The sequence below is a fragment of the Mesobacillus jeotgali genome, assembly GCF_014856545.2.
Taxonomy (GTDB): Bacteria; Bacillota; Bacilli; order Bacillales; family Cytobacillaceae; genus Mesobacillus.
In genome coordinates this window covers 1,044,904-1,059,639 of the sequence record NZ_CP109811.1, presented here as the reverse complement: position 1 = coordinate 1,059,639, position 14,736 = coordinate 1,044,904, and the positions used below count along the sequence as shown (strand labels likewise).

The following is a 14,736-nucleotide window of genomic DNA, read 5'->3' as shown; positions in this document are numbered from 1 at the left end:
ACGAATCGAAAGATTCGCATTCCGATTGCCTTTACGGCAATATCCTTAGAAAGGAGGTGATCCAGCCGCACCTTCCGATACGGCTACCTTGTTACGACTTCACCCCAATCATCTGTCCCACCTTAGGCGGCTGGCTCCAAAAGGTTACCCCACCGACTTCGGGTGTTACAAACTCTCGTGGTGTGACGGGCGGTGTGTACAAGGCCCGGGAACGTATTCACCGCGGCATGCTGATCCGCGATTACTAGCGATTCCGGCTTCATGCAGGCGAGTTGCAGCCTGCAATCCGAACTGAGAATGGATTTATGGGATTGGCTCGACCTCGCGGTTTTGCGGCCCTTTGTTCCATCCATTGTAGCACGTGTGTAGCCCAGGTCATAAGGGGCATGATGATTTGACGTCATCCCCACCTTCCTCCGGTTTGTCACCGGCAGTCACCTTAGAGTGCCCAACTGAATGCTGGCAACTAAGATCAAGGGTTGCGCTCGTTGCGGGACTTAACCCAACATCTCACGACACGAGCTGACGACAACCATGCACCACCTGTCACTCTGTCCCCCGAAGGGGAACGCCCTATCTCTAGGGTTGTCAGAGGATGTCAAGACCTGGTAAGGTTCTTCGCGTTGCTTCGAATTAAACCACATGCTCCACCGCTTGTGCGGGCCCCCGTCAATTCCTTTGAGTTTCAGCCTTGCGGCCGTACTCCCCAGGCGGAGTGCTTAATGCGTTTGCTGCAGCACTAAAGGGCGGAAACCCTCTAACACTTAGCACTCATCGTTTACGGCGTGGACTACCAGGGTATCTAATCCTGTTCGCTCCCCACGCTTTCGCGCCTCAGCGTCAGTTACAGACCAGAGAGCCGCCTTCGCCACTGGTGTTCCTCCACATCTCTACGCATTTCACCGCTACACGTGGAATTCCGCTCTCCTCTTCTGCACTCAAGTTCCCCAGTTTCCAATGACCCTCCCCGGTTGAGCCGGGGGCTTTCACATCAGACTTAAGGAACCGCCTGCGCGCGCTTTACGCCCAATAATTCCGGACAACGCTTGCCACCTACGTATTACCGCGGCTGCTGGCACGTAGTTAGCCGTGGCTTTCTGGTTAGGTACCGTCAAGGTACCGGCAGTTACTCCGGTACTTGTTCTTCCCTAACAACAGAACTTTACGACCCGAAAGCCTTCATCGTTCACGCGGCGTTGCTCCGTCAGACTTTCGTCCATTGCGGAAGATTCCCTACTGCTGCCTCCCGTAGGAGTCTGGGCCGTGTCTCAGTCCCAGTGTGGCCGATCACCCTCTCAGGTCGGCTACGCATCGTTGCCTTGGTGAGCCGTTACCTCACCAACTAGCTAATGCGCCGCGGGCCCATCTGTAAGTGACAGCCGAAACCGTCTTTCAGCTTTCCCTCATGTGAGGGAAAGGATTATCCGGTATTAGCTCCGGTTTCCCGAAGTTATCCCAGTCTTACAGGCAGGTTGCCCACGTGTTACTCACCCGTCCGCCGCTGATCTTCAAAAGCAAGCTAATGAAGATCCGCTCGACTTGCATGTATTAGGCACGCCGCCAGCGTTCGTCCTGAGCCAGGATCAAACTCTCCAAAAAAGAGTTATGAGTTAGCTCATAAGTTAAAACGTTGGCTCATGTTCTATAGAAGAAACATGATCATTTATTGTTTGTTGACGCTTGTTTGTTTAGTTTTCAAAGAGCAAGTTAGTTAGCGTCGCCCAGAAGCGACTTTACTAATATAACATCCAGTGTTTTTTCTGTCAACAACTTTTTAAAAAATATTATCGACTGAAAAGCACTTTAAGTTTTTTAACCGTCTGCCGCGAAAATGTTTTTGCTGTGTTCCGCAGCGACGGTTATTAATATACCAAGTATTTTTTAAATGGTCAATAGGTTTTTTTATTTTTTTAGGATAGTTTTTCTGCAGATTGATAATATCTGTGGAAAATGCCTTGTCCTTTTGTTTCGACTTTGACTACATCAAGAATTTTCTTTTCTATCAAATATTCTACAAGAATACTGAGGTCTACAGAGTAAGGTGCCAACTCAGGATGTGACATCAATTCATTGAATGACCAATGATCCTTACTCTCCATCACCTCAAGCAAATGCTGGCTGCCAACCTTTGTTCTTTTATGGATTAGAAATTCGCTGGCTAGGAATAATAGCTCCAGCCGCTTTTCAATGGACTCTTCACTGCATATCAACTCTTCATATAACTTATATATTTCCGGTTCAATCTGTTTGACCTGATGCCAGACAGTAACTTCTGGATGGAAACCATTTTCGATTACAGCCAGCCTAGCCAGGTGATGCAGCGAATGGACGACATGATTATAAGCATCCAAATAATTAAAGTTGTCAAAGAGTACTCTTCCATCAGAATATCTTCTGATCAATTTTGCAAACTCGATGCCCATTTTAATTTTCCGGCCAAAGAAAGGGAACTCTCTGAGCTCGTGCTTTAGGTTGGCAATCCGTTCATTACGGTCAAAGACGATCTTTCCGTTGTACAGCCAATCAAATATTTTTTTGTTATTGCCTATTAAAAGCCAATCATTGATTTGTTTTTCTGTGACAATGTGCATCGCTGCTTTTTTATCTTCATAAGAATAATGTTTTACAAAGACGGGATCATTATTTTCTTTTACTATAATAAGCAGGATGACATCAAAAGTATCGGTGGCGGCCAAGGCCTTTTGCCTCTTCTCGACCACCACTACTCCAACTGTATTAGGATGGCTTGCACGTTCTTGATAAATTGAACGAAGGATATCCTCCATAATAAACTCCTCCATTTGTTTGTTAGCATATATGTTCGACAATTATATAAAATCTCCTGCATTTCCTCTAGACAATTTTCGACACTCCCTTAGACTTTTTTATGATTATCTTGCCGCAAATGGTATGATATAGTTAGATTTTAGGGAGGGAAATTCCAATGGCTAAATATTCTAGTAAAATAAATAAAATCCGCACCTTTGCGCTGAGCCTGATTTTCATTGGCTTCATCGTTATGTACGCAGGGATCTTCTTTCGGAACTCACCATTGGTCATGACCATTTTCATGATCCTGGGATTGCTTTTCATTATTGCAAGCACGGTTGTTTATTTTTGGATTGGAATGTTATCGACAAAAACAGTTCAGGTTGTCTGTCCTAACTGCAATAAACAGACCAAGATGCTTGGCCGTGTGGATATTTGCATGTATTGCAATGAACCGTTAACTCTTGACCCAACTCTTGAGGGCAAAGAGTTTGATGAACAATACAACCGAAAAGAACAAAAATAGAACTCGGCTGAAGCCGAGTTCTATTTTTATTTGGATTTCACCCAAAAAAGAAACTGATAGCTTTTGCCATCAGTGGTTAGTTTAATGAGCTTCCTTCGCAGAGCAATCCGGACAGGTACCGTAAATTTCCATTCTATGGTTACCGACTTTAAAACCTGTTACATGGGAAGCCAAGTGTTCAACCTCGTCAAGTCCTGGGTAATGAAAGTCGACGATCTTCCCGCACTTATCACAAATAACGTGATAATGATGGGAAGTCACAAAATCAAAACGACTTGAAGCATCTCCATATGTCAGTTCCTTTACCAATCCAACTTCACGGAATACTCTCAAATTGTTATAAACTGTCGCTACGCTCATATTCGGGAATTTTCCTTCGAGCGCTTTATATATCTCATCAGCAGTAGGGTGCGACATTGAGTTTATTAAAAATTCGAGTATCGCATGACGTTGCGGAGTAATACGGACTCCTGTATCCTTCAAGGTATCCAAGGCTTCTTTTAACTGACTCTGTACCACCGCCATGCACCTCACTTTACTTTAGATTATAATTCTTATTTTATAATATTTATAAATAGTGTACTAATTCCATTCCACTTTTGTCAATATTACTACACCACAAACATGCGTAAATGCTGCATTTGAATTAATCCTGGTGCAAAGTTTGTTCCTTAGATCCCAGATGCATGTTCACATATCTCGCTGCAACAAACAGGAAGTCGGAGAGTCGATTCAAATAGGAAAGGACAAGCGGGTTAACCTCTTCGCCCAGTTCAACAGCCTGCCGTTCTGCCCTTCTCGCAACAGTCCTTGCTACATGCAGAGCGGCTCCAGCCTGATGTCCTCCAGGGAGAATAAAGTTAGTCAATTGCGGAAGTGCTGCATCCCAGGCATCAATCTTCGCCTCTAGTTCTTCGATGTCTTTTTCCTCAAGAGTCCACTTCACATTTTTTCCAGAAGGTGTGGCAAGTTCTGCACCAACATGGAACAATGCTGTCTGGATTTTATGGAATATTTCCTGCATGTCTTCTTTGCCACTGAAATACTCACCGTTTAAATAGCTTAAAGCCAGCCCAATCATTGAATTCGTTTCATCACATGTGCCATAAGCTTCCACTCTTTTATCATTCTTGGATACCCTTGTTCCATAAATAAGGGACGTTGTTCCCTTGTCCCCAGTCTTCGTATAAATCTTCATCTCCTAGTACCCCCTGTCCATGTCAATTACATTGAGATAATCCGACCCATTTTTAATATATGTATGCAGATTATGTTTAAAAATTTCAAAAGATCGTGGCAGATAATTTTTCGTAAGGCTTGAAATATGCGGCGTTACCGTTACATTATCCATCGTCCAGAATGGATGGCTTTCTTTCAGTGGTTCTTCATAAAATACATCCAGGTACGCGTGTGCTATCTTATTTTCCTGAAGCGCTGCAGTTAAAACCTCATCCGTAACCAAATCACCGCGGCCTATATTGATAAACACCGCTGTATCCTTCATCATGTCAAAATCAATGTGATCCAGAAAATGCTTTGTTTCGCTCGTGCTTGGCAATACTGAGACAATGAAATCTGCTTGCGGTAAGGCCCCTCGATAGTTATCCATCGTGAATATTTCGTCAGCCCATTCGGCTTCACGCCCACTCCGATTCACACCAATTGTTTTCATATTAAATGCTTTCGCCAGTCTTGCCACTTCTCCGCCAATAGCACCTATTCCTAGAATGAGCAATGTCTTGCCGTATAATTCTCCCATTGGCAATTTACGCTCCCATGTCCTGGTCTGTTCATTTGCCAAAAGGGATCTCATTTGCTTAGCATGCTGCAGCATCATGCCGATTGTAAATTCAGCCATCGGTATTTTATGAATCCCCCTGACATTGGTAACGAGAATCCCGCGCTTCTTGCAGGCCTCGAACGGCATTCTATCCAGTCCGGCTGACATGACCATGATCCATTTTAATTTGTCTGCCTTGTAAATAAGTTCTTCTGTTAAATCCTCGCCGTATGTAAGAAAGATTTCGGCATCCAAAAACAAATCTTCTTTTATCCCTTTATGAAATTCAAAGCTGACTTCCGGAAATTCCTTTTTCACATCATCCTGCAAAGCCTCAACAGGCAGAATAGAGGAGTAAATTTTCATATAGACCAAACCCTTCGTTCTATTGTCATATTAATAATTGTATTAATTTTCACGCTATTAAACAACTTACAAGCCTTTAGAGACCATAATCGAGTAGGAGGGGGTGATTAACCCCCGACCTCTCACACCACCGTACGTACCGTTCGGTATACGGCGGTTCGAAAGTTTATGTAATAATGTTTGTTAATTGTTTCAACCCTTGCTGAAGCCAGTATTTATTATTCATGGCTTGATCCAAGGCAGGACTCTTTGAATTTCTCCAGTATCCCTTTCGGGAGTTTGCATATTGCCAGGCTTTATATCTTTTAATTCCTAATCTAATCAGATTCCGGAATTTAGTCCTGGTTTTCTTCCATTCTTTCCAGCGACAAGCACGTAGCCTTCTCCTGATATGACCGTCTATCTTTTCTGCATATCTCTTGATATCAGCTACTTTGAAGTAATTTCCCCATCCCTGGATTAGTTGGTTGATTTTAAGGATTCGGTATTCCATGGCAATTCCCCAGTTACGGTTTGTTAACCTTTTAAGCTTTTCCTCGAGTCTCTTTTTCGACTTCTTCGGCACGTATATCCGGGTTTTGTTGCTCGAAGAGTAAAAACTCATCCCTAAGAATATACGTGCCGATGGCTTTCCCACTGCACTTTTCTCCTCGTTGACCTTCAGTTTTAACTTTCTCTCGATAAAATCCGTGATACCCTGTTTAACCCGTTCTCCAGCTTTTAGACTCTTAACGTATATGTTGCAGTCATCGGCATAACGGACAAATTTATGTCCACGTTTTTCAATTTCCTTATCCAGTTCATTTAGCATGATGTTACTAAGGAGAGGGCTTAGCGGACCTCCTTGAGGGGTCCCTTCTTTATTTACTGTAACTAATCCATTCTCCATAATTCCTGCTTGTAAATACCGTCGGATTAACTTCAAAGTGGGTTTGTCCTCTATTGTCTTGGAAATTAGGGACATGAGTTTATCATGATTCACTTTATCGAAGAATTTCTCCAGGTCAATGTCCACCACAAATTGATATCCGTCGTCAATGAATGACCTAGCCTGTTCGATAGCTTGATGTGCGCTCTTGTTCGGTCTAAAACCATAGCTATAATGGCTAAATTGTCTATCAAATATAGGGGTTAGGACTTGAACCATAGCCTGTTGGAAAACACGGTCTGTTACTGTTGGGATTCCTAACTTTCTCTTCCCGCCATCTGGTTTGGGAATTTCGACTCTTCTTACCGGCTGGGGCTTATATTTTCCGTCCTGTATAAGCCTGATGATTTCCTGTCCTTGCTCTTTAAGATGAAGGCGGGTAGCTTCTATATCTTTCGCATCGACACCAGCTGCCCCTTTATTTCTTTTTACCTTCAGAAAGGCTAGGTTTAGGTTTTCTGGACTTATAATTCTTTGAATTAAACTATCATTAGTTTCCATATTGGTCCCATGTCATCAAGTTTGTACAAAGTGGCTCCACGCTTCAAAAGAAGATCTCCTGGATTCCGTCCAATCTTCTTCTCCAAAGCCCTTCTGGTTTACTGTGTCATTGCCTCTTTGTAAATGGCTCTAACATGGTCACTCCTTTCGTTCAGTCCTTCTCAACCAAGAGGTTGATACTATGACTTCTGCTGACTTCTCTTAACTCAGCTATTTATCGCTAAATAGGTTCCCGTCAGGGAGGTTAAGAGATCTCCCAGGGTAAGTTCATTCACTTTCTCCTCATGTATCTGCCACATTTATTTCCATTCCATCCGGGGATATTTTGGACTTCATCTTGTTTTGCAGACTCATCCAGGAATGAAAACCTCAAATGTGATTCGTGTACCTCAGACCGAGGATTTGCCTAGGGCTTCCTTCAGATTCCGCGTCGCCACGGACACCCTTGCCTTCAGCTAATGGTTCGCATATCCCAACGCCCATAGCGGACTTTCACCGCCAAGTTAATGAACATGCCTGGCACACAAAAAAGGCGGGCTGTTGTAGCCCGCTAAATCGTTTGAGGAGGTATGCCCTAATACAATGATATTCAGTTAGAGCTAAAATGAATGGACAGTAGCCTGTATTGATAAAAATAGGCGGCAGAATTTTAGCCCTTCACACCATAAAATTCAGCAATTGCCTCTCGGAAGCTGTCCAGCGATTGTTCTGCCTTGAAGTTCGATAACATCCCCTGGATTACTGGAATCCGCGGCGATTCCCTTTCCACTTCACTTTCAAGTACTTCCAGCGAAACATTCAAATCTTCGGTATCTTCCAGATTGGAAATCGCATGTTTCATTTTTTTGAGGATTGTTTTAATATCCTGGGTATCCGCCAGGAAGAACGCCTTTGTTTTATTTATAAGTTCCTGGACTTTTTCTTCGGAGGCTACCGGTTCCTCTCCTTCAAGGCCATCCACTAATGAATCGACTCTCCTCAGTATATATTCCACTAATTCATTAATCTTGAAGCCCTCTGGATTGAAAATCAGCAGCTTCATATATGAGTTGAAGAACCCTTCAAGCATGAGAGCCAAATCCCAAAGATGCGGTTCAGCTTTTTGGCCATAGATAGCACGCAGGCTGCTTTGATAATACATTTGGGCTTCATAATACTTGCGGATCATCAATTCCTTTACCTCTTCATTCAGTGGAATTGCCTGTTCTCTTGATTGCATGATGATGAACTCTTTATGCTCAAGCATTGTATTGAATAACGCAGCCAGCTGTAATGAAAACTTTTCTCTTGGAGGCAGCTGCTCTTGCTCATACGCTTCAAGCTTCGTTTGTATATAATCAAAGTAGTATTCAAGGATCGCGATCAATAAAGCATCCTTGGATTTAAAGTATAGATAGAAAGCTCCTTTGGAGATTCCGCTTTCCGATACAATTTCCTGGATCGAAGTGGATGCAAATCCTTTAGTCGCATAAAGCTTGATTGCTGCTTCGATGATTGCTTTTTCCTTTTCCTTCAACTTAAAGCCTCCCCAACTTTAAAAATAGATGACTGACTGGTCATAGTTTTTATTAATATATCCTATTATAGCTTATAAATTTAGCCAAATCAGCAAAAAGACAGCCTCTCTCCCGGCTGTCCTTTTGATTAAAGATTTTCTTTTATATATTCAAGGGCCTCCTCAACATGGCCTTTCACTTTTACTTTTCTCCATTCCTTGACTAGATTGCCATTCTTATCAATGATGAAGGTTGAACGTTCAATTCCCATGTATTCCTTGCCAAAGTTCTTTTTCAGCTTCCATACTTCATAATCCTCCGCCGTTTTGTGATCTTCATCAGCCAATAGCAGGAATGGCAGACCATGTTTCTCGATGAATTTTTCATGGCGATTGATTGGGTCGGGACTTACTCCAAGAATAACTGCGTCCACTCCTTCAAAACTCTCATGGTGATCCCTGAAATCACATGCTTCCGTTGTGCATCCAGGAGTCATATCCTTTGGGTAAAAATAAAGGACCACATTTTTTCCTGCATAATCAGATAGCTTGACGGTTTCCCCATTGCTGGCCGGCAGTTCAAATGCCGGTGCTTTTTCACCTATTGCCAGTGTCATTATGTATCCCTCCAAAATCAATTCTATTATCTTTAGCCTATCTAATTTTGGGTTGGAATACAAATCAAAGGAATGCGTCATGACCGTTTTTGGTCAAACATAGCCCTCGTCACAAAGGCGGCTGGAATCGTGTAGCCTATGAGTGCTTCCAAAACAGCGATTGCCCTCCCTATTCCAACCGGTGCTATATCGCCATACCCTACGGAAAATAGCGTAATGGCACTGAAGTACATACTCGTAGACATCCTTTCATATGAAGAGGTGCTCGGGCGCATGCTCACATCGGAGAGCACCCAAATCCCCTTCAGGTCCAGTAAATAATACAATAGCCCAAATGCCGCCATCACCGTAGCGTAAATCAGCGCAATTATGACGAAATTCTCGAACGATACCTGTTTCCCTTTTATCTTGTGAGGAATAAATAATGTTCTCAGACTTAAAATTATCGCTAATATGATTAAAATAACCGAAATGTAAAATTGCATGCGCAAGCCTCATTTCCTGCTTCTCTCCCTTCAACTATACGCTGGTGAAATCAAGAGTATGCAAGCAGGTCCATGCAGCAGGATATAAGCTGTAAAGTTAATGCCCCTGACAGCTTTTCCTCTCCCAAGCCCAAACCTTTCTGAAGTTGCACCTTCTTCTGCCTGAACCTGAACCTTCACCTACAAAAAAAGACCGCAGCACGGTTTGCTGCGGCCTTACCTGTTATATTCAGTTCCCGGCTCCCCGGTATCTTTTCACGCCTTCATTCCAAATGAAAACAGACAGGCTGAAAAACACAAGCCCGACCACAGGTGTCAAAAAAGAGTAACCGTACCACTCATCGCGACCCAGGAAGTAAGCTGCCGGATAGACGCCGACGAAAGCGAATGGCAGAATCCATGTCAAAACAAACCGGATTGCCTTGTTGTAGATATCTACCGGATAGCGTCCATAGTTGCCAATGTTGTACATCATCGGCATAATTGATGTCCGGGCATCTGCCCAGAAGCTGATGCAGGCAATCATCACGAAAATGCCGGCGTATACAAGGACACCGCCCAGGACGAATAAAATGAACAAGAAAGGATCAGACCAGTTCACCTCAAGACCAAGCCGGCTTCCGGCATAAAACATAACAGCCAGTCCGGTTACGGCCCCAAACAGTGACTCCAGCTCCATCCTTTCGAGGATAATCTGGAACAAGCTATGAATCGGTCTTGTCAAAATCCTGTCCAGCTCTCCTTTTACAATATACCGTTCATTGAAATCCCAGATATTGAAAAAAGCCGAGAACAGTGCATAAGGCACAAGGAAAAACCCGTAAATAAAGATGATTTCATCCCTGCTCCAGCCGTTCAGGAAATCGGTATGATCGAATACGACCAGGATAAAAATCAGGTTGACAGCCTGGAACAATAAATCCGAGAAGATTTCAACAATCAAATCCGCCCGGTATTCGAGCCTTGTCTTCATATACTGGGCGACATACTGAAAAAACATGCTGATGTAAAACATACATCACCCTCCCTGTATAATCAGTTGTTTTTTAGCAATGACCCAAAGAATCTGGGTCGGGATCACCAATATCAACACCCATGCGCCCTGGAGCATCAGCCCTTCAACAGCCTGGCTCCCTGTGAAACCATTCGTGAATATCATGCTTGGGATATAGCTGATTCCCTGAAACGGAAGAAATCCCATGATTTCCTGTGCCCACCCAGGAAAAAAGCTGATCGGCAGCAGCAATCCTGAAAACAAGTCAATCAGTACACGCTTGGCTCGGATCAGGCCTGTATTATTATATAGAAAGAAAGTGGTAATTCCAGTCAGCAGGTTCAATTGTGTGTTGATGAAAAAGCTTAGGACAATCGAAATCGCAAACAAACCCCAAGTCGCAGCATCCGCAGAGAACTCCATAGGAAAAATCAATGCGACGATGACCATGCCCGGCACCGAGAAGAAGAACAGTCTGAAGATCCCTTCCCCTAGTCCCTGCATCGTTTTCATTCCGAGATAGTTATATGGCCTGATTAACTCGACGGCAACCTTGCCTTCCTTGATTTCGGTCGCCATTTCCCGGTCGATATTGTTAAAATAAAACGCCCTTGCCATCCAGGCAACCGCCACATATGTCGTCATTTGGACGGCACTCAAGCCTTCGATTTCACTTTTCCCGCCGTAAATCGCATTCCAAAGAAAATAATAAGCCCCGATATTGATGCTGTATATCAAGATCCCTGTATAATAATTAGTCCTGTACGCCAGCATCATCAAAAATCGGATCCGGATCATCTCGATATATTTATCCATGCTGTGTCATCCCTTTATCATAGATATTGCGGATGATTTCTTCTGTGGACGGTTCATTGATTTTTACATCCCTTACCTTATAGGCGGCAACTGTACGGGCGATTACCTGCGATACCGTTTCCTCATCGTCCCCTGTTACCGCAGTGAAAATTTGTTTCCTTTCATCTAGTTCCCACTTGATATCAAGGTCATCCGTCAAAGTCTCCAAACGGCTGAGATCGGCTTTTTCAAGGAACTCAAAGCTGATTTCCTTCCCTTCGCCCCACGTTTCCTTCAGATTTTTCAGCGCGCCATCATAGATGATGTTTCCTTCATCAAGCATGACGACCCGCTCGCATAACGCTTCAATATCGGTAAGGTCATGGGTCGTAAGCAGGATCGTCGTATTGTACTTTTCATTGATCTCCTTCAAAAACTCTCTGATTTTTAATTTCACAAGCACATCCAACCCGATAGTAGGCTCATCAAGGAATAACAGCGGAGGGTTATGGATCAGCGCGGCCGCAAGCTCACAGCGCATCCTCTGGCCAAGCGACAGCTTCCTTACAGGCTTATCCAGCAACGGCTCCAGATCGAGTGTCTTGATTACATGATCCATATGCTCGTTATACTGAGCGTCTGAAACTTTATAGACCTTTTTCAACAGACGGAACGATTCCTGGACAGCGATGTCCCACCAGAGCTGAGAACGCTGGCCAAAAACAACGCCAATCGTTTGGACGAATTTTTCCCTTTCCTTGTGTGGATTCATGCCATTGACGATGACACTCCCTGATGTCGGGGTCAGGATTCCGGTCAACATTTTGATGGTTGTCGATTTCCCGGCTCCATTTTCGCCGATGTAACCGACCATTTCACCTTGTTTGACAGTAAAATTGATATCGTTCACTGCAGGAACGATTTTATAATTACGTGTAAAAAGATCACGGAAGGCGCCCGATAATCCGGAACGGCTTGAATAAGCCTTGAATTCCTTCCGCAACCCGTTCACTTCAATCGCGTTCATGAATATTTCCTCCTTTGGTCACTCAAACAGTTTAGCCAATCCTTCTGGCTAAAACAAATGCTATGCCTGATTACTCCTGGCTGTTAGAGGGTATTTTAACCACAAAAAGGAGGAGTATCAAATGGAAAAGGAATTGCTGGTCCAAAGCCACCGCCCCTATCCTTTGCCTGATATGAACTGGGTCATGACACAGGAATGGCATCACACTTTATTTGTTCACTGGCCAGTGCCTGCCGCTTCATTAAGGGAGCATGTTCCTAAAGAGCTTGAGATTGACACTTTTGACAGCAGCGCTTGGATCGGAATTGTCCCTTTCCAGGTCAAGAACACACGGGGAAGGTTTACGCCTGCCATTCCTTTTTTCAGCTCCTATCTCGAAGTGAATGTAAGGACATATGTAAAATACGGTCCGAAGACTGGTGTCTATTTCTTTTCGCTGGATGCCAACCACTTGCTTGCAGTTCTGGGAGCAAAGGCAGTTTTCGGCCTAAACTATAAACAATCAAACATCCGCTTTCAGGAAAAGAATCATTTTGAGATGAGTTCCAGACGTGTACAGGCCTCAGGCGGAAACGCAAAAGTGGAACTGCGATATATACCAGAAACTCAGGTATTTTTCGCAAAACCAGGGACATTGGAACAGTGGCTTACAGAAAGATATTGTTTTTGGACAAAACTCGGCAATAAGCTCATCCGCGGAGACATACACCACACAAAATGGGAACTCCAAAGGGCCCAGGCTGAAATCTCACAGGAAATGCTCATACCTTTTGTACAACAAGAGTTTTTAACAAAACAGCCCCTTCTGCATTACTCAAAATACAAAAAGGCCTTTTTCTGGCCTCCTAAGCTCGAAAAATAGTTCAAGGCCTTCCGGCTTCTTTTTTCGCTGAAAATGAACGAAAAGTGAAACAATCTGTAAAAAACAGAAATAATGATAAAATAGAAAAGCAGTTATATAGTAGGAGGTTTTACGATGCAAAGAACGAATTCTGAGCGGATACATAGTGAAGCTCTTGAACATATCGTAGGCGGTGTCAATAGCCCATCCCGTTCGTACAAGGCGGTTGGCGGCGGTGCCCCTATCGTGATGGAGCGTGCCCAGGGAGCATACTTCTGGGATGTGGATGGCAATCAATATATCGATTATCTAGCGGCATATGGCCCGATCATTACCGGACATGCTCACCCGCATATTACTGAAGCGATCAAAAGGGCCGCAGAAACAGGTGTCCTATACGGAACACCGACCCCGCATGAAGTCAAATTCGCCAAAATGCTTAAGGAAGCAATGCCAGCACTTGATAAAGTGCGCTTTGTTAACTCCGGTACAGAGGCGGTTATGACAACGATCCGTGTGGCTAGAGCATATACAGGCAGGGATAAAATCATCAAATTTGCAGGCTGTTACCATGGACACTCTGACCTGGTGCTGGTTGCTGCAGGATCAGGACCTTCCACCCTTGGAACTCCAGACTCGGCGGGTGTACCAAAGAGCATCGCCCAGGAAGTCATTACCGTACCATTCAATGATATTGAACCCTTCAAGAAAGCACTTGAAAAATGGGGCGACCAGATCGCAGCGGTACTTGTGGAGCCGATTGTCGGCAACTTCGGAATTGTCGAGCCTAAACCTGGCTTTTTAGAAGAAGTGAAGGAGCTTACGCATCAAGCTGGCTCGCTGATCATTTTCGATGAGGTCATCACGGCATTCCGTTTCATGTATGGAGGAGCACAGGACTTGCTGGGTATTACCCCAGACTTGACAGCAATGGGCAAAATCATTGGCGGCGGCCTGCCGATCGGCGCTTACGGCGGACGTGCGGAAATCATGGAAAAGGTGGCACCGCTTGGTCCTGCTTATCAGGCTGGCACGATGGCTGGAAACCCAGCTTCCATTCTTTCGGGCATCGCTTGCCTAGAGGTGCTTAAACAGGATGGTGTCTATGAGTATCTCGACCAGCTCGGGGCAATGCTCGAGGAAGGAATCACTTCTTCTGCAAAGAAGCATGGGATTCCTATTACAATCAATCGCCTGAAGGGTGCATTGACCATCTATTTCACAGAAGAAAAAATAGAGAATTATGAGCAGGCCGAGAATACGGATGGAGAAATGTTCGCACGCTTCTTCAACCTGATGCTTGAGCAGGGAATTAACCTCGCTCCTTCCAAATATGAAGCATGGTTCGTGACCATCGCCCACTCCCAGGAAGACATCGAGGCAACCCTTCATGCTGTTGATCAGTCATTTTATTCAATGGCTAATGAATAAATATACAGTTTTTTATACATAACAGGCACCGACTTGGTGCCTGTTATTTTTACCACCCGAAATGAAACCGTTTACATTTCAAGGTGCATTTTATTCTCCTCTCCCCTTTTGTAATAATCCTTCATCCAAATTAATGTATAATTAATTGATTTCTGAAAATTCTTATGATATGATTGCTATT

At 44.1% G+C, this 14,736-nt stretch carries 14 protein-coding genes and 1 rRNA gene; 3 read left to right on the top strand and 12 right to left on the bottom strand.

Annotated features, from left to right (window positions below):
- Positions 1-49: 49 nt before the first annotated feature.
- A 16S ribosomal RNA gene (locus FOF60_RS05235) occupies positions 50-1,599 on the bottom strand.
- A 311-nt stretch (positions 1,600-1,910) separates the two neighbouring features.
- A complete protein-coding gene (locus FOF60_RS05230; protein WP_192473815.1) occupies positions 1,911-2,786 on the bottom strand; it encodes a nucleotidyltransferase-like protein in 876 nt (291 codons plus the stop codon).
- 158 nt (positions 2,787-2,944) lie between these two features.
- On the opposite strand from FOF60_RS05230, the gene FOF60_RS05225 reads away from it, so the two are divergent.
- Positions 2,945-3,295 (top strand): YgzB family protein, encoded by a 351-nt coding sequence (locus tag FOF60_RS05225; protein WP_192473814.1) that lies wholly within the window; start codon positions 2,945-2,947, stop codon positions 3,293-3,295.
- Between the two features lie 81 nt (positions 3,296-3,376).
- Here the strand turns inward: FOF60_RS05225 and perR are convergent, their stop codons facing one another.
- From perR to FOF60_RS05175, 10 genes are all read right to left on the bottom strand, one after another.
- Positions 3,377-3,820, bottom strand: a complete 444-nt coding sequence (gene perR, locus FOF60_RS05220; protein ID WP_225650525.1) for a peroxide-responsive transcriptional repressor PerR — start codon at positions 3,818-3,820, stop codon at positions 3,377-3,379.
- 121 nt (positions 3,821-3,941) lie between these two features.
- Entirely contained in the window at positions 3,942-4,493 is a 552-nt protein-coding gene (locus FOF60_RS05215) for a cob(I)yrinic acid a,c-diamide adenosyltransferase (protein WP_192473812.1), read from the bottom strand.
- A 3-nt stretch (positions 4,494-4,496) separates the two neighbouring features.
- Positions 4,497-5,441, bottom strand: coding sequence for a D-2-hydroxyacid dehydrogenase (locus tag FOF60_RS05210; RefSeq protein WP_192473811.1), 945 nt, complete (start codon positions 5,439-5,441; stop codon positions 4,497-4,499).
- Positions 5,442-5,607: 166 nt separating this feature from the next.
- Positions 5,608-6,870, bottom strand: a complete 1,263-nt coding sequence (gene ltrA, locus FOF60_RS05205; RefSeq protein ID WP_192473833.1) for a group II intron reverse transcriptase/maturase — start codon at positions 6,868-6,870, stop codon at positions 5,608-5,610.
- 649 nt (positions 6,871-7,519) lie between these two features.
- Positions 7,520-8,386, bottom strand: coding sequence for a TetR/AcrR family transcriptional regulator (locus tag FOF60_RS05200; RefSeq protein WP_192469451.1), 867 nt, complete (start codon positions 8,384-8,386; stop codon positions 7,520-7,522).
- Positions 8,387-8,514: 128 nt separating this feature from the next.
- The gene (gene bcp, locus FOF60_RS05195) at positions 8,515-8,982 is read right to left on the bottom strand and encodes a thioredoxin-dependent thiol peroxidase (protein WP_192469452.1); all 468 of its coding nucleotides are present in this window, start codon (positions 8,980-8,982) and stop codon (positions 8,515-8,517) included.
- Positions 8,983-9,059: 77 nt separating this feature from the next.
- Entirely contained in the window at positions 9,060-9,467 is a 408-nt protein-coding gene (locus tag FOF60_RS05190; protein WP_192469453.1) for a potassium channel family protein, read from the bottom strand.
- 229 nt (positions 9,468-9,696) lie between these two features.
- Positions 9,697-10,482 (bottom strand): ABC transporter permease, encoded by a 786-nt coding sequence (locus tag FOF60_RS05185; RefSeq protein ID WP_192469454.1) that lies wholly within the window; start codon positions 10,480-10,482, stop codon positions 9,697-9,699.
- 3 nt (positions 10,483-10,485) lie between these two features.
- Entirely contained in the window at positions 10,486-11,277 is a 792-nt protein-coding gene (locus tag FOF60_RS05180; protein WP_192469455.1) for an ABC transporter permease, read from the bottom strand.
- Positions 11,270-12,283, bottom strand: coding sequence for an ABC transporter ATP-binding protein (locus tag FOF60_RS05175; protein WP_192469456.1), 1,014 nt, complete (start codon positions 12,281-12,283; stop codon positions 11,270-11,272). Before FOF60_RS05175 ends, FOF60_RS05180 begins: the two co-directional genes overlap by 8 nt.
- A gap of 121 nt (positions 12,284-12,404) precedes the next feature.
- Between FOF60_RS05175 and FOF60_RS05170 the strand changes: the two genes are divergently transcribed.
- Together FOF60_RS05170 and FOF60_RS05165 are read left to right on the top strand one after the other, a co-directional pair.
- Positions 12,405-13,145 (top strand): YqjF family protein, encoded by a 741-nt coding sequence (locus FOF60_RS05170; RefSeq protein WP_192469457.1) that lies wholly within the window; start codon positions 12,405-12,407, stop codon positions 13,143-13,145.
- Positions 13,146-13,259: 114 nt separating this feature from the next.
- Entirely contained in the window at positions 13,260-14,555 is a 1,296-nt protein-coding gene (locus tag FOF60_RS05165) for a glutamate-1-semialdehyde 2,1-aminomutase (protein ID WP_192469458.1), read from the top strand.
- Positions 14,556-14,736 lie beyond the last annotated feature (181 nt).

What these genes read in the sequence shown, in the direction of transcription:
- FOF60_RS05230 (WP_192473815.1), bottom strand. Translation starts at nt 2,786, where the DNA reads ATGGAGGATATCCTTCGTTCAATTTATCAAGAACGTGCAAGCCATCCT.
- FOF60_RS05175 (WP_192469456.1), bottom strand. Translation starts at nt 12,283, where the DNA reads ATGAACGCGATTGAAGTGAACGGGTTGCGGAAGGAATTCAAGGCTTAT.
- FOF60_RS05170 (WP_192469457.1), top strand. Translation starts at nt 12,405, where the DNA reads ATGGAAAAGGAATTGCTGGTCCAAAGCCACCGCCCCTATCCTTTGCCT.
- FOF60_RS05225 (WP_192473814.1), top strand. Translation starts at nt 2,945, where the DNA reads ATGGCTAAATATTCTAGTAAAATAAATAAAATCCGCACCTTTGCGCTG.
- FOF60_RS05185 (WP_192469454.1), bottom strand. Translation starts at nt 10,482, where the DNA reads ATGTTTTACATCAGCATGTTTTTTCAGTATGTCGCCCAGTATATGAAG.
- FOF60_RS05180 (WP_192469455.1), bottom strand. Translation starts at nt 11,277, where the DNA reads ATGGATAAATATATCGAGATGATCCGGATCCGATTTTTGATGATGCTG.
- bcp (WP_192469452.1), bottom strand. Translation starts at nt 8,982, where the DNA reads ATGACACTGGCAATAGGTGAAAAAGCACCGGCATTTGAACTGCCGGCC.
- FOF60_RS05165 (WP_192469458.1), top strand. Translation starts at nt 13,260, where the DNA reads ATGCAAAGAACGAATTCTGAGCGGATACATAGTGAAGCTCTTGAACAT.
- perR (WP_225650525.1), bottom strand. Translation starts at nt 3,820, where the DNA reads ATGGCGGTGGTACAGAGTCAGTTAAAAGAAGCCTTGGATACCTTGAAG.
- ltrA (WP_192473833.1), bottom strand. Translation starts at nt 6,870, where the DNA reads ATGGAAACTAATGATAGTTTAATTCAAAGAATTATAAGTCCAGAAAAC.
- FOF60_RS05215 (WP_192473812.1), bottom strand. Translation starts at nt 4,493, where the DNA reads ATGAAGATTTATACGAAGACTGGGGACAAGGGAACAACGTCCCTTATT.
- FOF60_RS05190 (WP_192469453.1), bottom strand. Translation starts at nt 9,467, where the DNA reads ATGCAATTTTACATTTCGGTTATTTTAATCATATTAGCGATAATTTTA.
- FOF60_RS05210 (WP_192473811.1), bottom strand. Translation starts at nt 5,441, where the DNA reads ATGAAAATTTACTCCTCTATTCTGCCTGTTGAGGCTTTGCAGGATGAT.